General features: G+C 56.6%; 22 protein-coding genes. 2 read left to right on the top strand and 20 right to left on the bottom strand.

The features are described 5' to 3' along the window. Positions 1-2: 2 nt before the first annotated feature. From HCU74_RS05320 to HCU74_RS05275, 10 genes are all read right to left on the bottom strand, one after another. Positions 3-479, bottom strand: coding sequence for a DUF2505 domain-containing protein (locus HCU74_RS05320; protein ID WP_168449386.1), 477 nt, complete (start codon positions 477-479; stop codon positions 3-5). An 18-nt stretch (positions 480-497) separates the two neighbouring features. Continuing rightward, positions 498-962: a DUF6691 family protein gene (locus HCU74_RS05315; protein ID WP_168449385.1), complete on the bottom strand. Its 465-nt coding sequence runs from the start codon at positions 960-962 to the stop codon at positions 498-500. Next, positions 959-1,393, bottom strand: a complete 435-nt coding sequence (locus HCU74_RS05310) for a YeeE/YedE family protein (RefSeq protein ID WP_168449384.1) — start codon at positions 1,391-1,393, stop codon at positions 959-961. The genes HCU74_RS05315 and HCU74_RS05310 overlap by 4 nt, the downstream gene beginning before the upstream one ends. Positions 1,394-1,537: 144 nt before the next feature. Continuing rightward, positions 1,538-3,037 (bottom strand): DUF3336 domain-containing protein, encoded by a 1,500-nt coding sequence (locus HCU74_RS05305; protein ID WP_246864471.1) that lies wholly within the window; start codon positions 3,035-3,037, stop codon positions 1,538-1,540. Between the two features lie 90 nt (positions 3,038-3,127). Then, positions 3,128-4,462, bottom strand: coding sequence for a serine hydrolase (locus HCU74_RS05300; protein WP_168449383.1), 1,335 nt, complete (start codon positions 4,460-4,462; stop codon positions 3,128-3,130). Between the two features lie 152 nt (positions 4,463-4,614). Continuing rightward, positions 4,615-6,276 (bottom strand): putative bifunctional diguanylate cyclase/phosphodiesterase, encoded by a 1,662-nt coding sequence (locus HCU74_RS05295; protein WP_168449382.1) that lies wholly within the window; start codon positions 6,274-6,276, stop codon positions 4,615-4,617. A 22-nt stretch (positions 6,277-6,298) separates the two neighbouring features. After that, entirely contained in the window at positions 6,299-7,486 is a 1,188-nt protein-coding gene (locus HCU74_RS20295) for an ATP-binding protein (protein WP_168449381.1), read from the bottom strand. A 23-nt stretch (positions 7,487-7,509) separates the two neighbouring features. Then, on the bottom strand, positions 7,510-8,490 hold the full coding sequence (locus tag HCU74_RS05285) for a DUF3369 domain-containing protein (RefSeq protein WP_168449380.1): 981 nt from the start codon (positions 8,488-8,490) through the stop codon (positions 7,510-7,512). Then, the gene (locus tag HCU74_RS05280) at positions 8,474-10,048 is read right to left on the bottom strand and encodes a sensor histidine kinase (protein ID WP_168449379.1); all 1,575 of its coding nucleotides are present in this window, start codon (positions 10,046-10,048) and stop codon (positions 8,474-8,476) included. Before HCU74_RS05280 ends, HCU74_RS05285 begins: the two co-directional genes overlap by 17 nt. Before the next feature lie 222 nt (positions 10,049-10,270). Next, the gene (locus HCU74_RS05275; RefSeq protein ID WP_168449378.1) at positions 10,271-11,590 is read right to left on the bottom strand and encodes an ABC1 kinase family protein; all 1,320 of its coding nucleotides are present in this window, start codon (positions 11,588-11,590) and stop codon (positions 10,271-10,273) included. Positions 11,591-11,790: 200 nt separating this feature from the next. On the opposite strand from HCU74_RS05275, the gene HCU74_RS05270 reads away from it, so the two are divergent. Continuing rightward, complete coding sequence (locus HCU74_RS05270; RefSeq protein WP_168449377.1) at positions 11,791-12,624, top strand: acetoacetate decarboxylase family protein; 834 nt, start codon at positions 11,791-11,793, stop codon at positions 12,622-12,624. A 17-nt stretch (positions 12,625-12,641) separates the two neighbouring features. Here HCU74_RS05270 and HCU74_RS05265 read toward each other — a convergent pair whose 3' ends face one another. The 8 genes from HCU74_RS05265 to HCU74_RS05230 form a co-directional block, all read right to left on the bottom strand. Then, positions 12,642-13,316 carry a MarC family protein gene (locus HCU74_RS05265; RefSeq protein WP_246864470.1) on the bottom strand — a complete coding sequence of 225 codons (675 nt, stop codon included), beginning with the start codon at positions 13,314-13,316 and terminating at the stop codon, positions 12,642-12,644. A gap of 1 nt (position 13,317) precedes the next feature. Then, positions 13,318-14,346 carry a quinone-dependent dihydroorotate dehydrogenase gene (locus HCU74_RS05260; protein WP_168449376.1) on the bottom strand — a complete coding sequence of 343 codons (1,029 nt, stop codon included), beginning with the start codon at positions 14,344-14,346 and terminating at the stop codon, positions 13,318-13,320. Between the two features lie 154 nt (positions 14,347-14,500). Further along, on the bottom strand, positions 14,501-15,130 hold the full coding sequence (locus HCU74_RS05255; protein WP_168449375.1) for a phosphoadenosine phosphosulfate reductase domain-containing protein: 630 nt from the start codon (positions 15,128-15,130) through the stop codon (positions 14,501-14,503). A 121-nt stretch (positions 15,131-15,251) separates the two neighbouring features. Continuing rightward, on the bottom strand, positions 15,252-17,921 hold the full coding sequence (gene pepN / locus HCU74_RS05250) for an aminopeptidase N (RefSeq protein ID WP_168449374.1): 2,670 nt from the start codon (positions 17,919-17,921) through the stop codon (positions 15,252-15,254). Between the two features lie 25 nt (positions 17,922-17,946). Continuing rightward, positions 17,947-18,789, bottom strand: a complete 843-nt coding sequence (locus tag HCU74_RS05245; RefSeq protein ID WP_168449373.1) for a DUF2797 domain-containing protein — start codon at positions 18,787-18,789, stop codon at positions 17,947-17,949. 6 nt (positions 18,790-18,795) lie between these two features. After that, positions 18,796-19,074, bottom strand: coding sequence for a YeaC family protein (locus HCU74_RS05240; RefSeq protein WP_168449372.1), 279 nt, complete (start codon positions 19,072-19,074; stop codon positions 18,796-18,798). 72 nt (positions 19,075-19,146) lie between these two features. Beyond that, positions 19,147-19,989, bottom strand: coding sequence for a rhomboid family intramembrane serine protease (locus tag HCU74_RS05235; protein WP_168449371.1), 843 nt, complete (start codon positions 19,987-19,989; stop codon positions 19,147-19,149). After that, a complete protein-coding gene (locus HCU74_RS05230) occupies positions 19,982-20,875 on the bottom strand; it encodes an NAD(+) kinase (protein WP_168450023.1) in 894 nt (297 codons plus the stop codon). Before HCU74_RS05230 ends, HCU74_RS05235 begins: the two co-directional genes overlap by 8 nt. A gap of 131 nt (positions 20,876-21,006) precedes the next feature. Here HCU74_RS05230 and HCU74_RS05225 point away from each other — a divergent pair, with 131 nt between their 5' ends. Beyond that, entirely contained in the window at positions 21,007-21,837 is an 831-nt protein-coding gene (locus HCU74_RS05225; RefSeq protein ID WP_168449370.1) for a DUF1853 family protein, read from the top strand. Here the strand turns inward: HCU74_RS05225 and HCU74_RS05220 are convergent. After that, positions 21,816-22,718 carry a pyridoxal-phosphate dependent enzyme gene (locus HCU74_RS05220; protein ID WP_168449369.1) on the bottom strand — a complete coding sequence of 301 codons (903 nt, stop codon included), beginning with the start codon at positions 22,716-22,718 and terminating at the stop codon, positions 21,816-21,818. The genes HCU74_RS05225 and HCU74_RS05220 overlap by 22 nt on opposite strands. Next, complete coding sequence (locus HCU74_RS05215; RefSeq protein ID WP_168449368.1) at positions 22,705-24,069, bottom strand: hypothetical protein; 1,365 nt, start codon at positions 24,067-24,069, stop codon at positions 22,705-22,707. The genes HCU74_RS05220 and HCU74_RS05215 overlap by 14 nt, the downstream gene beginning before the upstream one ends. Positions 24,070-24,171: the final 102 nt, after the last annotated feature.

Below are 24,171 nucleotides of genomic sequence, written 5' to 3'. Positions count from 1 at the left end.
ATTCAGGCGTCGAGTTTCTTTTCGAGATAATTCAACTCGTCCGCGGCCCCATCATCGGTTTGGGAGAGCACGAACTTTTCCACCTTGCCGCCGACCAGTGGAATTTTGGCTTTGCAGCGGTGGTCTACCGTGTAGACACAAGCTGAGTCGTCCCCGGTCAGCGACATCTCCGCGGTAATGGTCACCGGCTGGCCTTTGATATCGATCTGCATTCTCCCCACCCAGCCGTCGGCAGTTTCCTTCCAGTTTTCGGTGAACATCAGCGATTGCTTGGGGTTAAATATTTTCTTCAGCACCGATGGCGGATCCCGCGACACAACGCGGTTCATCACCACGGTGGCGACGCCCTCGTCCTCGGTGACATCACACTCTGCGCTGTGCTCCCCCAGGGCCAGACACCGCTCTACCCTAAAGTCCGGGTCGCACATCAAAGCCCACACTGTGGCCAGGGGTTGATTAAATTTCCGAGTGACCGCCATATCTGCTCCTTATGCGCGCTAGCGCTTATCGTTATTTGTCTCTGTATTCACTGTAGCCGTATTTACCGAGCCCTGCAGCAGCACAAACTGCTTGTACAACACCATGCCAGTCAGCATCGCCAGGGCAAAAATGACAAATTGCCCAATGCCGGTCAGCATCGCGACCAGAGCCGGCGCCGGGCACAGGCCACTAATCCCCCAACCCACACCAAACAACACCGCGCCGCCAACCAGTTTGCGATCGATATCGGACTTCTGCGGCAGTGAAAATGTCTCGGCGAAGCGCGGCTTTTGCGCGCTGAATATCAGCCGGTAACCCGGCGTCACCACCAACAACGCCGCACCCATTACCAGCGCCAGGCTCGGGTCCCAGGTGCCGAAAATATCGAGAAAATTCTGCACCTTTGCGGGATTGGCCATTCCCGACACCGCGATACCCAGGCCGAATAAAATACCGGACAGCAATACATAGAAATACTTCACAGTGTTTCCCCCAGCAGATGTCTCAGCACAAATACGGTAACGATCCCACTACTCATAAATATCAGCGTTGCCACAATCGAGCGCGGAGAAAACCGAGAAATACCGCACACACCATGCCCCGAGGTGCAGCCTGAGCCCATCGCCGTGCCCACACCAACCACCAGACCCGCGACCACCAGCAAGCCGGTTGACGTAACCGGTTGCACACCGTCGAGAGAGCCAAACAGAAGAGCGGCGAGCCCGCCACCCAACATCAAGCCAAGCAGGAAAACCAGGCGCCAATTGCGCTCGCTTGAGGCCTCCATAGCGGCACCGGAAACGATACCGGATATCCCCGCAATGCGGCCCATTGACCACATCAACAATAGTGCCGAGGCACCAATAAGCAGACCCCCCAGGGTCGATAGCACGGGAGTAAATTCAGTAGCCATAATACGCTCTCCTTATATCTTGCCGGCGCAGTATTATGCATACGAGACATAAGCGCAATCCACCTTTCGGGGGTTCAAAAACGACTCTGCCCGCGACAGCGGGCAGAGTTGGAGTGATGCAACCAAGATATACCGGAAGAGCCGTCAGGCGCGGCGGCTGCGCGGCATCTCTGCCCCCAGGTGATGGTGAGCCTTGCCCAGACGCTGCATTTCCTCAGCCTCGTACGCCTCCAGTATCTCTGCGAGTTTACGGCTGATCTTGGTACTGCGACGGATCATTTCAACCTTCGGCCAGGTCGCCAGCTCCCCTTCATGGATCAAGTTGAGCAGCTCTTTTTCATTGAGCTCTGTCAGCAGCTTTCGTGGATCAAAAAACCGGTAGCGGGGAATGATATTCACGTCGCCGGTGTATTTTTGCCGTGTAATTGCATTGGTCAGATTGGCCATGCGGCGAATCCGCGGTGAATTCTTGAAATAGCGCTGGATCAGCGTGTTACTGGCATCGATCCAGTCCTTCATCCCGCGCATAACCACTCCCTGCAGGGATTTGGCCACACCGAATTGCACGGCCTTGTTGTCCTGCAACAACCACAGCACCAACGGATTGGTCTGGCTGACGATAAAGTGGTTAACACCGTAGAGGCGTGCCAGGCGCTTGGCAGGAAGATCATCGCTGACCGAACCGTCAATCCACCGACGGGTCGCCAGATAAGGCTGAGGGTGGCCGTGTACGTTTTTGGCTTCGAGCATGACTGGCGGAAATATCCCAGGCACGGCACAGGAAGCCAGTACTGCCTTGCGAATGTAAACATTGGGTGAGGCCACCGCATTGAGTAGCCGCGAGGTCTGGTGTACATCCGAGGGTGACACTGAAATATTGATATGACGACCGGTTTTTTCAAAAGCTTCCTGGAAGGTCATATCGGGCACAAGCTGGGCGATCTTTTCCTTGAGCAAGCGGTGGTTGATCCGCGGCGTCGTCTCGGACAGCCCGTTGTTGACCAGATCCACCTCCATGCCCAACTCCTTGATCAAATTTTCCGGATCAAGGAAATACCCCAGCTCTTCGTCGGTGCGAGTGCCCAGCACCGCGGCAATCAGCGAACCGGCGCTCGCCCCGGAAATGACATCGGGCAACACACCTTCCGCGATCAAGGTGCGTACCACACCGACGTGGAAGTTACCCAGCACCGCTCCGCCACTGAGCATCAATGCCGACTTGCCGTAGCACTTGTTGGCACGGCGGAAAAAATCCAGCCGCTCGACAAACCCCGGGGTGTCGCAGTCCAGCCGCGCAAGATGGTCCAGCGCATCGACAATGGCGTCGATATAATCTTCTATCAGCTGCTTGGTGCCGAACTTCGAGCGGGTATACAGCACTGGCTGCCCCATGCCCCCCATATTGCCGTGTATACCCTCGTTAAGGGTAAACAGCAGGCCGATATTGTCGTTGTTCTCGCGAAAATAACGCAAACGCTCGAGCCGTGAGCGAATCGAAGCGTAGTCGTATAGGCTGGTTTTATCGATCTTTTTCCAGTGTTCTCGCCCCGAACAGCGGTCATGATCCCGCGCCAGCTCGGCCCATTGCTGGTAGCTTTGCGCCTCTGACATCTGCTTTTCGAGTTTTTTCAAAGTTGAAGACATGATCATCCTTACGTCGCCCTAGTTGTTCGACTTCTGCAAACACCGTAGCAAGTCGTTGCGCAAACAGCCATAGGTGTTTATACACGACCGCTATTTAATGGCCTGCATCGCGGCTTCTTTCATCTTTCGCTGGGAAAAATGTCCCATGTTCTCGTTCCAGAAGGTCATATCGCGGCGCTGCGGGCACGCCTTACCAAGGGTATACAACAAGCCCAACAGGCTTTTCAAGTGGCTGCCAATGACCGGTTTACCGTTATTGAGCACCGCCACCGACAGGTCGCGCTGAGGATCCGCCCAGCACAAAATATTGGAAAAACCCAGATGGCCAAAGGCATAGGGCGTGTTCAAGCCATACAAACCGACGCGTCGCCCCCCCAGCATTGTGCCCGCACTGTAGCGCATGGGTAACATAAGACTCTTGTCCAACTGGGGCGGCGTCGCCTCCTGAGCCAAATGAAAGACCGTGAGTGGCGACAATATTTGCTTACCCTGCCACTGCCCCTGCTGCAATAACATCTGAAAAAAGCGCCCAGCTTCCTCAGCCGTCGCATACAGGTTGGCGGAAGGAATTTCAGCATCGAGGAACTGCGGGGAATTTGAAACGCGCACCACATTCTCAACATCGCTGCCCAGCACCTTGCGCAAATGCCGTCCCAGCAGCGAGTAATTCGGCAGCCCGGTGGTGAAGTTCTGCGCCACCTGGGGCTGATCCTCCGCCGCCAGACCGTAGCGAAAATAGCGCATCCCCATGGGCTGGCGTATCACCTGATCAAGGTATTCATTGACCCCCAAACCGGTACACACCCGAATCAGCTCGGCCATAATCGCGCCGCCGGTCAGGGCGTGATAGGCGACAATTCGGCCGTCGTTATCCAGCGAGGCCTGACGGCAAATCAGCTGCACCGTGGCATCATGGTCGAACACCGTCGCCGTTGGCGTGCCCTCAGGTACTCCGGGCACACCGGCTCGGTGACTCAGTAGTTGATATACCGACAGGTTCGCCTTGCCATTCTGTGCGAAAGCCGGAATGTAGTAGCTGACCGGGTTCAACAGGTCGATCAGACCATCTTCGGCCATTTTGTGCACCAGCACGGCAATGACCACCTTGGACGCGGAAAACAGGCAAACCGGGGTATCCAACTCGGCCATCACCGGCCCGGCACCCTCTGTGCCCCGGGCTTGCCCGATACTGCGATGGAGCACAATATCGCCCTTATAGCGCATGCACATACTGACCATTGGGTGCATACCGCTATCGTGCATACCCGCTGCCTTTGCCCAGATTTCCTCGACATCGCTGCGATCCAGTCCAGAGGGTGGAGCGACTTCACCTTCCCCGACCCTCAGACTAGCGGCACCGGCAAAACGTAGATCCGGCGCACGCATCAAGCCGCGATTGATTATTTTTTGTCCAAACTTCAACACGTTAAGCAGTTCCCCACAGGCCAGCCCGCAGCACCAGATAGCTACAGGGTATTAACCTTTTATAACACGCGCACAACCACGGCACCATAGTGCAAGCGACAACCCGCGTGCACAGCGGAAAATCAGGGCAAAATCAGCGACGATAGCGGGAGTTATTCGGCAGAATGCCGATCGACAAGCACTTCACTCAAGGGCTCCGGGCGACCATAGAGATAGCCCTGGGAAAAATCGACGCCGACATCCTTGAGACGCTCAACGACGGCCTCACGCTCAACGAATTCGGCGATGGTCTTCTTGCCCAGCACATGGCTGATATCGTTGATAGAACGCACCATGGCCTCGTGAACCGGGTTTTTGTCCATATCGTGCACAAACAAGCCGTCGATTTTTACAAAATCGACCGGCAGTTCCTGCAAGTAACCGAAGGAGGACATACCTGTGCCAAAGTCATCGAGGGCGAAGCGTCCGCCAAGTTCGTGAACTCTGGAGATGAAACGTGTCATCGGCTCGAAATTGGTGACCGCCACCGTTTCAGTAATTTCGAAACAGATGGTATTCGGGTTCACGTAGCTGCGACGCAATTGGCGGTAGACAAATTCCAGAAATGAATCCTGACAGAGCGACTGACCGGAGATATTCAATGAAAATAGAACGTTCTCATCTTTTAAATGGGGATTTGACTGCAGGAATTCGAAAAACGCCTTGATCACCCAGCGGTCAATTTGCGGCATCAAGCCGAAACGTTCAGCCGCGGGCATAAACTGGCCCGGGCGCAGCAGCTCACCCATGTAACGCATACGTACCAGAATTTCATAGAACGCACTGGGCGCCTTGCCTTCCGTATCGTGTAAGACGCAAATACGCTCGCGAACCAGCACAAAATCGTCATTGGACAGGGCCTGATTGATCCGATGTACCCAGTCCATTTCATTGTGCAAACGACTGAGTTTTTTATCCTGGGTGTCGTAGACATGAACCCGGCCACGGCCATTCTCCTTGGCCGAATACATCGCCACGTCGGCCTGACTCATCACCGTCTGCCGCTCCAGGGTGTGCTGATCAATTTGCACTACCCCGATGCTGATCGACACCCGGTGAGAAATACCACTCCAGATAAAATTCATCCGTTTGACGGCTTTGACCAGCCGCGTCGCGGTCGATCTCGCCTCAAAGGTATCGACATTACTCAGCAGCACGCCAAACTCGTCACCGCCCAGACGACATAGCATGTCACCGGTAAACAGCTCGTTGTTCAGCCGTTCGGCAACCATCTTGATCAAATTGTCGCCCGCGCCATGACCGCTGGTGTCGTTAATCAACTTGAACTGGTCAATGTCGATATACAATAACGCGTGGGTACGCGAACTGGTCGCCGCGTCGTCAACCAAATTATCCACGCGGCGCTCAAACTCTCGCCGCCCCATCAGGTCCGTCAAGTGATCCAGATGGCTTTCAACCGCCACCGGCGGGCTCAGTTCCGGTGCCATCACAAATACGGAATAGCCCATATGGGCCCCCGACTCGTCGTGCACATGCTGAACCGCAAGTGAGCGAGAGGTATCTTTATCGTCGGCCACCGCAAGGGAGATCGCTGTGACTTCGCCGTTGTCGGCCAGTTCTTTCAATGTCGACAGGCTGAGTGCACCGCCACTGCTAGTCCGCAGTGGAATAGCCGATAACAGCGGCAGGTCGAGAAGTTGGTGGCTGGACCCGAGAACGCGTTCCGCTAGCGGGTTGAGGTACGAGAGGCGCCAGTCATTGTCAACGCCCAGTATAATCTGTTGGATACTACCCAGAACCCATTCAGCGCGCATGCAATACTCCGCAGCCGTTGGGCTATTCGCTCAATGGAATAGTGAAATAAAAGGTCGAACCGCGACCCAACTCTGACTCCAGCCAGATTTTACCGCCGTGCCAACGGACGATTTTTTCGCAAATCGCCAGACCAACCCCCGACTCCTGGGAAACGCCTTCTGAGCGTTCTCGGTGGAACAGGTTGAACAAACCGCTGTGCTGCTCCGGGCAAATACCCACCCCGGTATCCGTCACTGAAAACAACCAGTTGCGCTCGTGGGTGATCGCATTGATATATATCTCTGGCGCATGACCTTCGGTAAAGCGGATAGCGTTGAGAATAAGGTTCTGAAATAACTGCACCAGCTGGCGGCGGCAGGCAAAAACCGTTGGCAAGGTTTCGCAGTGAAGATTGGCATGACTGCTCTGGAACTCAGCATCGAGATTGGCCAATACGTCATTGATAACGGTGTTGCAGTCGACATTTTCACGGCTTTCGTTGAACCGCCCCGCCGAGGTCAATGCCACCAATTTGTTCAACGCCGATTGCATGGCGTCAATATTCGTCCGCAGCTCCCCCACATCTTCTGCAACCTCGCGCGGCAAGTCAGCGCCAGATTTACTGATCTTTCGTATCAGCGCTGCCGCGTCATTCAGCGGAACTTGCAGATCCCGCGCTGACAAATGGGACAGCTGCTCAATTTCGTTCACCAAGCCAATCAATTGATGGCGGCTGCGGGCCAGCGCGATCAAGTCGCGATAGGAGGCCAGCGCGGTATATATCACCGAGAATAGCCGGTCTTGAGTCAATTCCGTTTTCGCACGGTAGTCGTTGATATCGTAAACTTTCAACACACGCCGCTCGGGTGCAAGCCCAGGCTGACCGGTGCGCAAAACAATACGCACGAAATGATTGCCCAGCTCCTGACGGATAAACTGCGCCACCTCAAGCCCCGCGCTGTCGGTCTCCATTACAACATCAAGAAGAATGATCGCAATATCGGGGTTTTCGCGAATCATGGTTCGCGCCTCAGCCCCCGAATAAGCACTCAGAAATTCCAGGTGACGACCACCGAAGCTGAAATCGTGCAACGCCAGGCGAGTAACAACGTGGATTTCCTCCTCGTCGTCAACGATTAATACTTTCCATGCCTTCTTTGACACTGACGCGGTATGGCCACCAGGCAATGTATTTTCACTTGCCAACATCAGGCGATCATCTCTAGACACATAATTATCCTGCATTATCGGGTTTACCCCATTTGCAGCTTATCCATAAGCTTGGCGTTTTCATGAGCAATGGCGACGTTTTTAACAAACAGCTCAATCATCTCGGTGTCTGGCACCGAGAAATTGTCTCGGGCCGTGACGTACAGTACCTGCTCGTTACCCGACGCCGTACGGTAATAACTGGCCCAGTAGTTCGGGCCGTATACGCTGTTTTTGCCTGCCATGGCTTCTGCGAGCCGCTCACGGGCGTCATCTTCTTCAATTTCGGCTAATGTCAGTGCTTGTTGCTGCCCTAGCCGTCTAAAAACCCCCGTCGCCGCAAGCACTCTCAAACGAGAATCCTTACTATCCGCAACAAACCCTGACGCCTGCACCAGCATCGCATCGTTATTGAGGTATAGCAATGCTATAAGCTGATCGAGCACACCGCTACAAAATGCTTCCAGGCTTCTCCGCTCAAATATTTCCGCCGACGCGTTGATCACTCGCAACAGGCCTTTCCGGTTCTCATCCAGCGCTATCAGGTCCCGGTAGGACTTCAGCCCAGTGTACACGGTAGAAAATAATTTCTGCCGTGTCAGTTCGGTCTTTTCCTTATAGTCATTGATATCGTAACGGGTTATAACCTCGTGCTCGGGGGCCTGCCCCGCCTGTCCTGTACGCAATACGATGCGAACCAGCTTGTTACCCAGTTCCTCACGAATATATTTAGCCAAATCCAGGCCAGCACTGTCAGACTCCATCACCACATCAAGTAAAATCATGGCAACATCAGGGTGCTGCTCGAGAACCCGGCGCGCCTCCGCCGCAGAGTAGGCGCTGATAATCATCAGGCCACGACCCGCCAGTTCAAAATCATCAAGAGCCAGACTGGTAACGGCGTGCACGACTTTTTCGTCATCAACAACAAGGAGCTTCCATGGCGCCAGGCCAGAACTCCGTTTCTGGGCAACATCGTCGGCCAGCATCAACTGGTCGCTCTGTGTATTATCTGGCTCCGACATACTCCTCCTCTTCTCCCAAGTCTTTCGGGAATCTCACAATAATTTCCACGCCGTCGCCGGGCTGACTCGACAGCTCGATTTCACCCGCCAATTGCTGAGTGACCAGATTATAGACAATATGCATCCCCAGACCGCTGCCCCCCTGGGCGCGACCTGTCGTAAAGAAGGGATCAAACACCTTGTCAAGATTCTCCGGCGGAATCCCGCAACCGTTGTCCCGGTAAACCATTTCCACGCTGTCGCCGATGCTTCTCAGGCTCAAATGCAGCTCGCCATGGGCACCAACATCAAAGCCGTGATTCACAGAATTCATAACGAAATTGGTGATAATCTGCGACAAGGCCCCAGGGTAAGTATTTACCATCAGACCGTCTTCACAGTCAAAGACGCACTTGATATTGGTGTGTTTCAACTGGGGATACAAGCTGCGCAGCACTTCCTCGCAATGCCCCTTCAGACTAAAGCGCCGAACATCGCCCTGCTCCTGGTCGACAGCCACGCGCTTGAAACTGCGCACCAACTCCGCCGCCCGCGCCAAGTTACCCAGCACCAGTTCCGCGGTTTCCATGGTGGTTTCAAGGTAGGATTTCAGCCCTGAATTTGTCAGCTGGCCCGAATTGTATTTTTCCAGCACATCCCGGGCCTGACCCAGCATCGACGAGGCCGCCGTCACCCCGACCCCCACTGGCGTGTTAATTTCGTGGGCGACGCCCGCCACCAGACCACCCAATGAGGCCATTTTCTCGGTAACGATCAATCGGTCTTTAGCGGCGTTCAGCCGCCATAACGCCGTACTTAATTCAGCATTACTGATATCAACTTCCCGCACCCGCAATTCCAGCTCGCGCTGAGCGGAAATCAATTCCTTTTCCCGGTTGGCAACGGTTTCTATCATACTGTTCAAATCATCTGACAGCTCGTTCAACTCCCGGTAGCCCACCGCGGGCACGTGCAACTGATAGTCCCCACTGCGCTGTATTTCCCGCAGCACATCCTGAACCCGTTGAAGAGGGGTAATAAGGCGGCTCGCCAGTCGAGCGGAAGCCCACACCAGAAACCCGATAGAAAGACAGGTCGCAGCCAGGAGAATAAAAATATTACCCGACTCGAACAGGCGGCCTATTTCACCAACCAGCTTGATCGCCAGCACCCCCTGACCCGACTCACCGTAGGAAAATGCTCGGCTGATAAATTGATTCTCGCCATTCATCACCGCGACGGCTGAATTCGTCGGGCACTCACGTGACCAAGGCCCGCGATGTATCAATTGTCGCTCGCCACGTCCACCGGCGGTGACATACAGGCAGACCGCGTCGTAGGCTGGCATCCGCCACAAGGACTCCAGCAAGCCATTGATTTGAGAGGGGCTGGCGATCAAATGCTGTGCAATTTCAGCGGTGACCAAGGGCAGACCTATCGACTGGGCGCGCTCCCGGTGGCGTTCCTCGATACCGTTGAGTTGCCACCACAGCACGCCACCGAGCACGAGCAGCAGCATTAGGCCAGCCAGTATCACAAACCGGCGTAAATCGGCGCGAAAAGAAAGGGTATCAGGCAAAGAAAACACCACCGGCTGCCGAATCTATCCCTGTTTGTGTGTGCTCACCCATTGCGAATCACCTTTATCGACACGTATGTAGTTCTTAGGCATCAATATAGAGCATATCGACGCTGCGTCTCGCCGGTTATTGTGTCATCTACTTACCAAAGCCATACCCAACGGATCGTAACACGATGGATATGGATTATCCGGCCTCCCATCAAGTCCGGCGATCGCCCCTCAGCCGAATAAGTCGACGCGGTCATCACGGAAGATATCGGCACCCGGTGCCAGCAATTCTACATAGCGGTCGAAATACAAAAACTGCTTGAGTAGCATGGTAAATGACCGGGGAAAACGAATCCCGTAGTTTCGCGCAATACCGCCGAGGTCACTGAGCATATCGTTAATGCCGTCGCCGTTATTATTCGCCAGCACCCGCGCAGGATCCATGGCATTCATGCTGTCAAATAGTCGGCGGATATCGTTACTCAACGCATTGACATCGACCTTGTCGCGGGTAATTCCCACCGCCACCATCGATTCGGCCATTTGCCGATAATCCTGACTGCTCACTGCGCTGAACAAGCCGAACATCGCCTGCCAGGCCTCGGGCTGAATGCGCCCCACCATGCCAAAGTCAATAAACCCTACGCGGCCGTCGTCGAGCAGCATCAAGTTGCCACTGTGCAGGTCCGCATGGAAAAACGCGCACTGGGTCAAACTGGCAAACCAGGTGTTCAGCGCATTAAACAGGCTATCGGTCGCGTTTTGCGCCGAATTTGCCGTCATAGCGGTATCTGTGAGTGCCCGCCCGTAAAATCGCTCCATGGTCAACACTCGGTCCCCGGAGGCCTTGGGGTAAGGTTTGGGCGCCAATACCTTGTCATTGCCCGAGTTGGCCAGAAATTGACGGAAATCAGTGAGATTTTGCGCCTCTTTGCGAAAATCACATTCATCGATCATCGACTGATACATTTCGGCGACCAGACCCGCAACAGCGTCGCGGTCAGTGTTGGGCATAATCAGCTCAAGCACGCGGGTCAGCAGATAGACGGCGTTCAGGTCAGTCGTCAAAATCGCCCGCACGCCGGGTTTTTGTACTTTTATCACCACGTCTTCGCCGGTCAGCAGGCGCGCCGAATGCACCTGTGCGATCGACGCCGATGCCAGCGCCTTTTCATCAACCGACGCAAACACCTCTCCCAGGGGACGACCAAGGTCTTCCTCGATAATGGCGCGAATTTTGCCGAACGGCAACGCCGGCGTCTGATCGAGACAGGCCTGGAATTCATCGACATATTCCTTGGGGAAAATCGACGGCGAACTGGCAATAAACTGACCGAACTTGATATAGGTGGCGCCGAGTGCTTCAAACAGCTCACGCACTTCCGCCGGCGTGGGTTGTCGCATTTTCAGCAGGCATTTCAGCGCCCGGGGACTAACCGCCGCGATGGTTTGCGCCATTCTCAGTGAGCCGCGCACACCCAGTTCAGCCAGGCTAACGTTTCTCCCGGCCGATAAATCCTGACCCAAACCCTTTCTACCGATGACTGGCATGAAAACTCCTTGGCATACAACCGATACCCAGCATTATCCTTGATCCCACGGGCAGCGACCAGCGCTACCCGCGAATCAGCAGGACTTATACAACGATTCAGCGCGAGCTCGCATTACATTTCTGTAAACCAACACCCAAGCCTTGCACCGACCCAATAGTTACAGTTCAATAACCTAAATTCCACGATTCGAGAACAGCCATGCTGGATACCCGGATACACGCCCCTGAAGCCCCTGTCGATGGCAACCAAGCAACCGACACGGTGTGCCGGAAAATCGACGACCGCCACTACCGCATTAATGGCCAGGATATTACCTTGCCGGTAACCGTGGGCGATGCCGCCATGCTGATGAATTTGTTCACCGTCGATAGCAAGGCCGCCCAGGCGTTGATTGCCGACACCGGTTTCAAGGTTGTGGAACTGTGGCCGGGCAAGGCCCTGCTGCAATTGCTGGCGGTGGATTACCGGCAAAACGATCTGGGGGATTACAACGAAGCCGCCATTGTTTTTCCGGCGACCACCCCGGGGGAGCGCTCCCCCCTCCCCTTGGTGGGAGCACTGCCGCGAATCCTGCGCGGACAGCTCGGCAACTACGTCTACCGCATGCCCGTGAACCAGGGTTTCACCACCCATGCCGGCCGCTATATCTGGGGCTTCCCGAAATGGCAGTGCGACGTGGACGTGCAATTTGGCAAGGCTGACGCCACCGCCCGCTTCAGCGACGAAAACATGACGGTATTCGAACTTCACGCCCGCTGCGGGGGCAAGGCCAGCGCCAAGGCCCAGCAAGCCCCGTCACTGGCTATCAGAAACCAACGGGCATGGAAAACGGTAGGCACCACCGAGGGCGAAGGTCTGACCTTCAGGCTGGGGGGCAAAGCTCCGGTCATTGGCGACAGCCACCCACTGGCGCTGGCACTGCGTGCATTAGGCTTGCCCAAAAAACCCCTGTGCACCATTGCCATCCGTCAGGCGCGAATGTCCTTTGAAGGCCCTGAGTCGGTGCCCATAGGCAGTGCCTTTAGCCAATAAGCCCCTGCCGATCAGTCTCAACCCGGCATGGAGGGAATATCGGTCAGCGCACTCAACATACCGCTTTGCGCGATACCGTCGAACAAAAACTGCATCGCGAGGGCACAAAGCAGCACGCCAAACACCCGGCTGATCATGTGCATACCCGTTACCCCCAAGGCGCTCTGCAAGCGGCTCGCCAATAACAGCGACACCAGAGTCAGAGCCAGCACCAACAGCAAACTGACAATCACCGCGCCCTGCTCAAGTATATTGCCTTCGGCATGGGCCATAAGCAGGATCACCGCACCGATGGCCCCCGGCCCTGCAATAAGTGGCGTAGCCAGGGGAAACACGGCAATATCCGCGCGCTCCACCGCCTCGCGATTTTCCTCCCTGGTGGTGGAGGTTGCGCCCCCGCTCTTGGCAGACACCATTTCAATACCAATCAACAGGAGCAACACCCCGCCCGCAGCGCGCAGCGCCGCCAGGGAAATACCCAACAGAGTCAGAATCCAGTCGCCCAGCAGGGCAAACAACAACAGGATGATCCCCGCAGCCATCACCCCTCGAAGGGCGGTATTGCGCCGCTCGCGGTCGGTTAAATCACCACTGAGAATGGCGAACATCGCCGCGACGTCGATTGGCCCGATCGTCGCAAAAAACGTCGTCAAGGCAACACTGAATGCCTCCAGCAGGGCAGAGTCAGCCATTTCAAGCTCCGCGGCTGATGGCAGCAATCGCCCGCGCCGCTTCGGCAATCAGCGCCGGCCCACGATAAATAAACCCGGTGTATACCTGCACCAGGTCGGCCCCCGCGGCGATTTTTTCTGCGGCGACCTCGCCACTGTCGATTCCGCCCACACCAATAATCGGCAGCGCCCCCGCCAGTTCATCCTTCAAAATCGCGATGACCCGGGTTGACGACTCACGCACCGGGCGTCCACTCAATCCACCCATTTCATCACCGTGGGGCAGGTGCTTGACCGCGTCCCGGGCAATGGTTGTGTTCGTGGCAATGACGCCATCAATGCCCGCTTCAACCAGCGCCCTCGCAACATCTCTGATATCGTCTTCTGCCATATCCGGGGCAATTTTTACCGCCAACGGAATATAGCGACCATGCTGTTCTGCCAGACTTCCCTGTTCGGCTTTCAATGCCTTGAGCAGCTCCCGTAACGGCTCACCGAATTGCAGGTCGCGCAGCCCCGGTGTATTCGGCGACGACAGATTCACCGTGACATAACTGGCGATGCCGTAGACTTTGCGCAGGCAGTGCAGGTAGTCGTCCACCGCCTGTTCCGCCGGGGTGTCCTTGTTTTTGCCAATATTGATCCCCAGCACACCGCTAAAGGTGCTTGCCTCAACCGCGCTGACCAGGGCGTCTACGCCGTCGTTGTTAAAACCCATACGATTAATAATTGCGCCCGCTTCCGGAAGACGGAACAACCTCGGCAATGGGTTGCCGGGCTGGGCCCGTGGCGTAACCGTACCGACCTCTATAAAGCCAAACCCCAGAGCGGCCAGGGCATCGATATGGCTGGCGTTCTTGTCCAACCCCGCGGCCAGTCCCACCGGATTGGGAAATTCAATGCCCATCACTGTACGCGGGTCGCGGGCTGGCCGCGCAGCGAACAGCCCCACCAAACCAAGACGCTGAGCCGCACTCAGGGCGCGCAGTGAAAATGTGTGGGCGCGCTCCGCTGACAGGCAGAACAACAGAGGACGTAGTAGTGAATACATGATGTCAACTTCTATGGGATTGGAGGACAGGATAACGAATACCTGAACGGGACTAAAGCCCGCCGGCTCGGCCAGGCAGGCTTAGAATAGAACAATTATAGCGGGGACAGCCCACCCGGCCAAAACACTGCGCATCAGCGGCTGGCCACAGCGTTTACGCCGAGGTGTGCAGGCCACACTCGCGATTTTCAGCGACCTTGGTTGGGTCAAAGTAGTGCTTACAGGTGGGCAGCTCATGCTGATCCATATACCGCTGCACATCTGCCTCTGACCAATAAAAAATCGGCGCGACCTTCAAAATGCCACGACCGTCCCAGGACAGTACATCAAGGCTTTGCCGAAATGCGGTCTCTTCCTTGCGAATGCCGCTGATCCAGATTTTGGGCTTGATGTCGGCAATGGCGCGGTTGAAGGGTTCCAGTTTCACCTGGCGAGTAAACTCCGCATGCAGCTCTGCATTGTCGTCGGGGTGAGGTATTCCCCCCATCAGGGCGTTGCGCCGCTCTGCGGTCATCTCGGGAATATACACCTTGAGGTTGGGCTTAAGCAGTTTGATTAATTTCTCTGCCACCCGATAGGTGTCCGGCACGTTGTAGCCACTATCGGCCCACACAATAGGCAATTCCGGCGCACAATCCGTCACCAGCTTGAGCATCACCGCCGCATTCTGGGAAAAGCTGGTCGATGCCATTGCCGGCTCGCCCAGCGACACCGCCCAGCGAATAATGTCTTCCGCCGACTTGTCGCGCAGCTCGGCGTTTAATGCGTCCAGATCCAGTTCCATGATGTGCTTCAAATTGCAGTTGAGGGCGGCAACTTTAGCACACCCGCCCATAAAAACAATAAAAATCCATTAAAATCAGCTAGTTATAACAAAGCCATCTATAGTTATAACAAAATGAATTTTAATTCCCCTCAGCCCCCTGGAGACTTTTCGACACTACTTCGTAGACATCACTGGACAACTCCGGCTCGGCCAGAATACGCCGCAGCTCCGCCTTCATTGCGGTTTGCGCGGCGGGCAGATATTTCTGCCACTTGGTCAGCGGGGTTAACAGGCGTGAGGCGATCTGGGGATTGCGTCGATTTAACTCGATGACCTGGTCAGCCAGATAGGCGTAGCCGGAGCCATCCTCAGCGTGGAAATTCACCGCATTTTGCCCACAGAATGCCCCGATCAGCGCACGCACCTTGTTGGGGTTGCCAATATCAAAGGCCGGATGAGACATCAGCTCCTTCACCCGCCCCAGGGTACCCGGCAAGCGACAGGTCGCCTGCACCTGAAACCACTGGTTTATCACCAGCGGCTCGTGCTGCCAATCCTGATAAAACCGCTGCAGGGCCTCGCCTTTATAGGGTTCAGCCGCGTTGACAATGGCTACCAATGCCGCGAGCCGGTCGGTCATATTGCCACTGCGCTCAAACTGGCGTCGCGCCAGCGCGTAGACCTCGCCGTCTTCACACAGCATCAGATAGGCCAGGGCAGTATTTTTCAAACTGCGACGGGCGATTTGCTCAGCGTTGGCCGCATATTCTTCTTCAACATCGCATCGACCGTAGCAGGCCTCCAGCTCCGAACGCAGGGCGTGGGCCAATCCTTTGCGCACCGCTTCACGGGCGCGATAGATTGCCTGAACATCCACCGGAGAAATCAGTTCCGCGAGATAGGCCTCCGAGGGCAACTGCAGCATCAGTGCGACCATCGCCGGATCCAGCGACTCATCCAGCAACAGGCTGCGACAGGCTGCGACAAAATCTTCGGCCACCACAGCGGCCTGGCCGGACTCCTGCGCTGAGATAGCACTCAGAATTTCTGCCAGCCCCAATTGCTGACTGGCGTCCCAGCGACAGAATCCATCGCTGTCTTTCGCCATCAGGGTCAACAGCTCATCGCGGCGGTAGTCAAAATGCAGGCGCACCGGCGCCGAAAATCCACGCAGCAAACTGGGCACGGGGCGCTCGGGTATATCGGTAAAGACAAACGCCTGAGTGTCCTCGGTGACCGCAAGCACCCTTTCGGTATTATCGGCAGCGTCCGGATCGGCCTTGTGGCCCTGCAAATTCAGGCGCAGCTGTCCCGCCTCGCCCAGTAGAGCCACCTTCAAGGGAATATGGAATGGCAATTTTTCCGCCTGCCCGGGGGTAGCGGGGCAACTTTGCTTGACTGTCAGCGTATAGGTTTGCGCCGCCTCGTCGTACTCACCGGACACCGCCAGCCGCGGCGTACCTGCCTGGGAGTACCAGCGACGGAATTGCTGCAGGTCTACACCATTGGCCTCTTCCATCGCCCGCACGAAATCTTCGCAGGTCACCGCCTGGCCGTCGTGACGCTCGAAGTACAGGTCGCTGCCCCGGCGAAAACCCTCCGCTCCCAGCAGGGTGTGGATCATCCGCACCACTTCCGCGCCCTTCTCGTAGATGGTCACGGTGTAGAAGTTGGAGATTTCTATAAAGGAATCCGGCCGCACCGGATGGGCCATCGGCCCGGCATCCTCGGCAAACTGGGCGGTGCGCAGCAGGGTGACATCCTCTACCCGTTTGACGGTGGGCGAACCCATATCCGCCGAAAATTCCGCATCGCGGAATACGGTAAAGCCCTCTTTCAGGCTCAGCTGGAACCAGTCTCGACAGGTGACACGGTTACCCGACCAGTTGTGGAAATATTCGTGGGCGACAACACCCTCGACCCGCTGGAAGCCGGCATCGGTAGTGGTTTCCGGCTTGGCAAGCACACAGGAGGTGTTAAAAATATTGAGGCTTTTGTTTTCCATCGCCCCCATATTGAAATCGTCAACCGCGACGATATTGAAAATATCCAGATCGTATTCCCGACCGTAGACGTCCTCGTCCCAACGCATCGCGTTTTTCAGCGAGGTCATCGCGTGCTCACATTTGTCGAGGTCCTTGTCCTCAACATAAATATGCAGGTCGACTTCACGGCCACTGCGAGTACGGAAGCGGTCACTCACTCGGGACAGGCGGCCAGCGACCAGGGCAAACAAATAGGCGGGTTTGGGAAAGGGGTCATGCCACCGAGTGCGATGGCGGCCAAACTCGAGGTCCTCCTCCAGCACGCAGTTGCCGTTGGACAACAACACCGGATACAGAGACTTGTCAGCAATGATATCGACGTAAAATTCGGCCATTACGTCGGGCCGATCCAGATAATAGGTAATCTTGCGAAAACCCTCTGCTTCACACTGGGTACAAAACATGCCGCTCGATTTATACAAGCCTTCCAGCGAGGTGTTTGACTGCGGATAAATTCGCGTCACACAGTGCAGCGTAAAGTTATCTGGCACGCTGGCGATGCGCAACAGCTCGCCCTCTTCCACCCATTCATCGGCAGCCAGCTCGCGTCCGTCCAGGGCAATCGATTCCAGGGAGAGATCAGCACCGTGTAATTCCAGCGGCGCGCTCTGATCCAGCGCCTCGGGGTTGCGACGTAAATACAGGCGGGAATTTACCGTAGTGTGGGCCTCTTCGAGTTCGAAGCTCAGTTCGGTCTTGTCGATCAGAAAGTCAGGAACCCGGTAATCGCTGAGATAAATGGTTGTCGGCTGCGCGTCGCGCATACTGCTGCTCTCCTCACCACCGCGCTCAGAGCGCGGGGCTGCTTATTTCCAGATGGTAACCGCCGTATTTGCGGATGTTGATAACACCGGTATCAAAGATCAGATACTGACCCTTGATGCCCATAAGGGTGCCCTCGGCGACAGGGTTTTTATCCAGATTAAAGGACTTCACCTTTGCGGGATATTCATTGACGGGATACTGTATCGTCTGCAGCGGTGCCGCCGTCAATGGCTGAATCGCCTGTACGCCGAATCGCTGCTGTAACAGCGCGATTTCCGGCGCACACAAGTCAGCCAACTCATCCCGTCGCGCCTCGAGATCCAGCGCCGGCGGCTCCCCTTTCAGCAGGGCCTGCCAGCTGGTCTTGTCCGCCACATGGGCCTTGTATATCGTTTCCACCAACCCGGATTGCAACCTTGTACTGACCCGGTAAATTGGCAGTGCCGCGACGGCGCCCTGGTCGATCCACCGCGTAGGCACCTGTGTGCCCCGGGTAATACCGACCTTCAAGCCCGAAGAATTCGCCAAATACACCACATGGTCGATCATACAGTGGGTTTCACCCCACTCCGGCTCGCGGCAGGTGCCCTCGGCATAGTGGCACCGCTCGGGGCTCATAATACAGGTATCACACTGGGCCAGACGCTGAAAGCAGGGGTAGCAATAGCCCTGACTAAAGCTTTTATTGGTCTTGCGGCCACAGTGGGTACAGTTGATCTGCTGAATGTATTCAAGTTTAACCGAATGACCAATCAGGGCGTTCATTGCCACCGACCGCTCACCCAGCGTAAGGGTGTACTGAGGAGTTTCGCCCTCCAGCCGAGTCGCCATTTTGGCCGCCATTCCGGCGATACCCATCTGCGCCATCAATCTTTACTCCAACCACTTCAGAGGTTTTTCACCATCACTGTCTTTGTCGTGCTCGTGGTCGCCACAGACATCGCCCTGGGCCTTGCTACCCATATCCACATAGCCCACGCGCTCGGTTTCCGGCTTGCGGCGAAAGTCGTAGGCGATCACCGCCTCCATGCAACGCTCCCGCTGCTGAGCAGTAAGGCGGCGGCCATCGGGCCACTTGCCGATCTCCACCGCCCGTTTCAGCGATTCGTATATTGTGGGGTCGAGATTATCGATGAGTTTATCGAAGTCCATAGCGTCTTCCGGGGCCCGCCACGGGCCGTTACAGCAAAGCGAAACAGTATAACAGAGAGCGTTGTCGCGGCCTCAATTAGCGCGGCGCGCAATCAGCGCGGCCGCCGCGCCCAATACAAGCCCCAGCAGCAAGCCGCTGATATGAGCGGTATTGGCTATTTGACCCAACCCAAGCAGGCTGGTAATTCCAGCGGCGCAAATCAGCAACCACACCAACAGCACTACCGCCACGCCCTTGACCAGGGGAAAGGGGTATTCAGGGCACAGGCGGTTCCAGGCCAGAATATAACCCAGCAAACCATAGATCACCCCGGACATACCGCCGAAAACCGACACCCCCGCCATCGCCTGGGCCATATTGGAACCAGCACCGATCAGCAGGACTACGCCAAGTAGCCGCGCACTGCCCTGGCGGGCTTCGATCATACCGCCCAGTTCCCACAACCACAGGCCGTTAAAGACAAAGTGCAAAATGCCGAAATGCAAAAACATCGGCGTCAGCAGCCGCCAGAACTGACCGGTGGGCCACTCCGGCACCACCAGCCCCGCGCGAATATCCAGCGCATAGAAACTCAGGTGCTGTACCACACTGAACTGCCGATCAGCCCCCACCAGCAGGGTTCCCGCCAAGCTCAGCAGCAGCAAAACGACCACCATCGGCCGTTCCCGCAGCTGCTCCCAGCGAGACACCCGACGCGGCGGCTGCCCCGGCGCCATGACAATATTCAATTCACCACTCTGTAACCGGCTATAAAGCTCAGCAACCTGTTGGCCGTGCTCGGCACTGAGCACCCACACCACCTGCTCGCCTTTTTCCTCGGTCACCTGATGCGCGACACCATACTCGCGCAACAGACCGGATAGTGCGGCAAGGTCTTCGCCCAACGGCACCCGCAGCGCGACCATTCTAGTCATCGAGGTCCCCCGCCGGCAGATGCGCCCCCCAACCGAGCTTGTCACGACAACTGGCGTAAAAACTGTGCTCACTGGGGTGAATCAACTTCAGCTTGTGGGGCTTTTTGCGCACGCGAATAATATCGCCGGGCTGCGTGGTCATTTTTAGCTGACCATCGCAGGTTACCGGCGGCTGTGCAGTATTGTTGTCGCACACCACCATAGTGATCTCGGCCTTGCCATCGATCACAATCGGTCGGCTGCTCAGGGTGTGGGGAAACATAGGCACAATAACGATGGCGTCCAGCCGTGGGTGCATAATCGGCCCACCGGCGGAAAGGGAATAGGCCGTCGAGCCGGTGGGAGTCGAAATAATCACCCCGTCAGAACGCTGCCGGTACACAAATTCGCCATCGACAAACAGCTCGAATTCCATCATGTGGCCTGAGGTGCCGGAGTTCAGCACCACGTCGTTGAGGGCGTCGCCCTTGCCAACCCGCTCGCCGTCGCGAATCAATTCCACGTCCAGCAGAAACCGCTTTTCAATGGAATAGTGGCCGTCCAGCACCGCGCCCACCTGGGCTTCGATTTCGTCGGGCGAAATATCGGTAAGAAAGCCGAGACGACCGCGATTAACCCCTAATACCGGCGCATTGTGACGCGCCAGGGTGCGTGCCGCGCCCAATAGACTGCCGTCGCCGCCCACCACAATAATCAGGTCGCAAATCTCCCCGATCATGCGGCGGCTGCATATTCTGAGGTCGTGATCGACAGCCAGGCTTGCCACCTGTTCGTCCAGCACCGCAGTCAGGCCACGCTGCTGTAAAAAACCAAGCAGGCTGCTCAGGGTTTCGGCGACACCGTTGCCTTCGCGGCCGATCACCCCTATATTGCGAAATTGTTCCATATTGACCACTGCCATTTGCGGGCGCTCATTATAACCAGTCAGCGGGAACAGAATGCAAACCCGCGCCGATACATTTCCATCAGGACACCACTATTCGCTACCCCAACCTGCACGACTATAGTTCACCCACAGTGCGCGCGCTGGCCTGGAGCTGTTTTTCTGCCCCTTTGATTGCCGACGGTGACCACTGCTGCGATTTTACTCTTACCCCCGAACGGCAGGCCTGGTTGGCGCGACTCGATGCCGACGACCGCCCCCTCACCGACTATCTGGCACGGCACTGCAACAGCCCGCGACTGGGCCTGGTTTTCGAGTCCCTGTGGCATTTCTTTCTGCACCAGGACCCCGACTTTGAATTATTGGCCAACAATCTCCCGGTGCGGCAGCAGGGCCGCACCCTGGGCGAGTTTGATGTGATTCTGGCCGACCGCAAACAGGGCGTACACGTCCACCTGGAACTGGCGGTAAAGTTCTTCCTTGCCCGCCAGGGCGGCGACATTGACTATCAACATTGGCTGGGGCCAAACAGGGCCGACAGACTGGACCGAAAAATCGCCCGGCTGAATGAGCACCAACTGCGCCTTGCCCAAACCGACGGCGGGCGCGATGCGCTGCGCGAGCTGGGCGTAGACCACTGCCACACCCACTTGCGTCTTGCCGGATTATTGTTTTACCCCAGCGACACCGCCTGCAGTGGCCGCGACCTCCACCCAGAGCACGAGCGGGGGCACTGGCTTCGTCGGGCAGAATTCGACAACCGCGCCCACTGGCGGGTACTGGAAAAACCGCTCTGGCTAACCGCCGACTATGAGCGCGCTGTACCGATTACGGACAGCCACTGGCGGCGTGCACAAGAACGGCCAATAATGCTGATTAATCCGGCGCTTGAGCGCTGTTTTGTGGTGCCCGACAACTGGCCCGATGGGGTGCACACGGCGTATCAGCTAAACAGTTCCGGGTAGCCCCGACGCCCCTGCAAGCCGCCGCTGTGAACCACCAGCACCCGCTTATAGTCGTCGAGTTCGCCGCGCTGGTGCATATCGGCCGCCGCCTGAAACAACTTGCCGGTGTACACCGGATCCAGCTCGACCCCATGCTCCGCTTCAAAACTGCGCATAAAAAAGGCCAGTGCCGAACTCATCTGCCCGAAGCCCTTGCCATAGTAGCGATGATCCAGCGACCAGTTGCCGCGATCGCCACCCAGCTTGGCCAACATCGCCGCAATATCCTTTTCCAGGAAGTGTTCGGCTTTTAATGCGGGAACCCCCAGCACTTTGACTCCGTCGGCGACGGCACTGGCCACCCCCGCCAGGGTGCTACCGGTGCCACAGGCCAGCATTATCAGGTCGTAGTCTGCGCCACAGTCGGGAATATGCTCAACAATCCCCGCGCAGCCTCGCGCCCCCGACACATTTGCCCCACCCTCGGGAATCAGGTAGGGCCGATCCAAGCCCTCCAGCAAGGACTTCACAAATGCCGGATCACGACGGCGACGGTAATCTCCGCGACTCAAAAAACGCAGGGTCATTCCCCAGTCCCGCAGATCGCGCATTGTCGGCGTATCCGCCGTCCCCTCTGTCGCTCTCAACCAGGCCGCGGTTTTAAACCCTTCGCTGTGCCCCAGCGCTGCCAGCGCGTGCAAATGGTTGGAAAAGGCGCCGCCAAAACTGACCAGCACCCCGGCATTCATTTGCCTCGCCTTGGCCAGGTTCGGCTGCAGTTTGAACCATTTATTGCCCGGGGCGAGCGCATGCAATCGATCCAGCCGCAACAGATCCAGCTGCGGCCCCTTTGGCATCGACAATGCCTGAATCAATCCCTCGTTCTGCTCATTTTGCGGCACTGCCATGCTCCTCACAGCGGTCACTTTCCCCAAAGGTATATAAATGGGGGCGCATAATCTTGCGGACAGGCACCCCACACACCTCGCCATCGGCTCCCAGAGCCTGACAGATCGGCAAACGATAATGGCTCAACCAACGCTGGTAGTGTTTAGTATCCACCCCACAACGCTGGGCGGCGAAAGCGACGGGGTTGCGCAAATACACCGGCATTTCCTCCGGGGCGATGAGCAAATGCTCTATTCCAGGGTGGTAAGCCACATACACCACCCCTTTTTCGCTCATTTCCCGCAGCAATTTGCCGTCGTCGCTTAACAGTAATTCTTCATTCTGGTCGCGCACCCGTGACAGTTCCGCGCGCAGGTCAACAATCTCTGTCGAGCGCTGATAGAGCTGCTCGTCCCGCCGACGAATCTGCTCCTCGGCCAGCCGCCGCTCTTCCGCGAGGCGGTCAGCCAACTCATGTTCATAGCGCAGCTTGAACTGTTCAAGCTGCGCCCGATAATCCTGGCCGCCTTTTTCAATGCGCGCCTCCAGCTCGCGTTTGGCTTCGGCCAATTGTTCATGTTGCTGTGTAACCCTTAATTTCAGCGCTCTCACTTCCTTGCTCGACCGGGCCAACTCGGCTTTGAGCTGCGTAATCTGCTCGTCGCGCTCGGCCAACTTGCGGTTATGGCGATCTTCTTGCACTGAAATCTGATTGAGGTGAGCTTCGTTGACCGTGGCCAGACGCAGTTTCTCGGCGTGGCGAATCGCCGTCAACCGCGCTCGGTAACGACGATGAAAGACCGGCCCGGGAGAGGGTTTCGCGGCCGCGCCCGGGTCATTGGCGGTAGGGGAATGTTGTCTCCCCATCGCGGGAGCCGGCGACGGCGGAACACTGAAAAACGGTGAGACATTCCCCGCAACAGAGCCGACTGGCATATCGCTGATAATGCCAAGGCGGTTGCGCGCAATGGCGGCGCATAACTGATCAAAACTGTGGTTGTCGTTCATCTCCGGATCCCAGAGATGGCTGCGGTACCAGGACACCGGACAGGCACTGCGGCAGGCCACTTTGATGGGCCCAGCACCGAGGTCTGGTCCTAACCCGGCGTGATCCAGCAAGTGGCGCAGTGGTAGATTCCAGTGCCCGGCAATACGTCCGCGGCTGTCAAAGCTGATAGCAAAAAACACCGCGCCGAGGAGCTTGAGGGAACTGCTGATCTGAACGAAAACCGCCTGCACATCGCGCCCGGCAAAATCACTGATACCGACAACATCGTCAAGTACCGCCTCGAACTCGGCGAAGTACATTTCCTTGACAACAACATCGTCATCGAAAAATACGATGGCTTCTGTGACAGCACCCAAAATCAACCCTCAATTATCGCGGCAACTCTGAATACTATAACGTGAAACGGAGGTCGTGCATGACCGCCATTCACATTAATAGTAAATCACCCGCGAATTGCG

Origin of the sequence: Spongiibacter thalassae, assembly GCF_012272835.1 — a bacterium.
GTDB classification, from domain to species: domain Bacteria; phylum Pseudomonadota; class Gammaproteobacteria; order Pseudomonadales; family Spongiibacteraceae; genus Spongiibacter; species Spongiibacter thalassae.
This window is presented reverse-complemented; position numbering and strand designations above follow the sequence as displayed.

Coding starts and splice junctions, on each gene's coding strand:
- HCU74_RS05240 (WP_168449372.1), bottom strand. CDS start 19,074: ATGGACTTCGATAAACTCATCGATAATCTCGACCCCACAATATACGAA.
- HCU74_RS05275 (WP_168449378.1), bottom strand. CDS start 11,590: ATGCCAGTCATCGGTAGAAAGGGTTTGGGTCAGGATTTATCGGCCGGG.
- HCU74_RS05270 (WP_168449377.1), top strand. CDS start 11,791: ATGCTGGATACCCGGATACACGCCCCTGAAGCCCCTGTCGATGGCAAC.
- pepN (WP_168449374.1), bottom strand. CDS start 17,921: ATGCGCGACGCGCAGCCGACAACCATTTATCTCAGCGATTACCGGGTT.
- HCU74_RS05230 (WP_168450023.1), bottom strand. CDS start 20,875: ATGGAACAATTTCGCAATATAGGGGTGATCGGCCGCGAAGGCAACGGT.
- HCU74_RS05255 (WP_168449375.1), bottom strand. CDS start 15,130: ATGGAACTGGATCTGGACGCATTAAACGCCGAGCTGCGCGACAAGTCG.
- HCU74_RS05310 (WP_168449384.1), bottom strand. CDS start 1,393: ATGGCTACTGAATTTACTCCCGTGCTATCGACCCTGGGGGGTCTGCTT.
- HCU74_RS05260 (WP_168449376.1), bottom strand. CDS start 14,346: ATGTATTCACTACTACGTCCTCTGTTGTTCTGCCTGTCAGCGGAGCGC.
- HCU74_RS05305 (WP_246864471.1), bottom strand. CDS start 3,037: ATGTCTTCAACTTTGAAAAAACTCGAAAAGCAGATGTCAGAGGCGCAA.
- HCU74_RS05265 (WP_246864470.1), bottom strand. CDS start 13,316: ATGGCTGACTCTGCCCTGCTGGAGGCATTCAGTGTTGCCTTGACGACG.
- HCU74_RS05285 (WP_168449380.1), bottom strand. CDS start 8,490: ATGTCGGAGCCAGATAATACACAGAGCGACCAGTTGATGCTGGCCGAC.
- HCU74_RS05235 (WP_168449371.1), bottom strand. CDS start 19,989: ATGACTAGAATGGTCGCGCTGCGGGTGCCGTTGGGCGAAGACCTTGCC.
- HCU74_RS05295 (WP_168449382.1), bottom strand. CDS start 6,276: ATGCGCGCTGAATGGGTTCTGGGTAGTATCCAACAGATTATACTGGGC.
- HCU74_RS05320 (WP_168449386.1), bottom strand. CDS start 479: ATGGCGGTCACTCGGAAATTTAATCAACCCCTGGCCACAGTGTGGGCT.
- HCU74_RS05245 (WP_168449373.1), bottom strand. CDS start 18,789: ATGGCGCAGATGGGTATCGCCGGAATGGCGGCCAAAATGGCGACTCGG.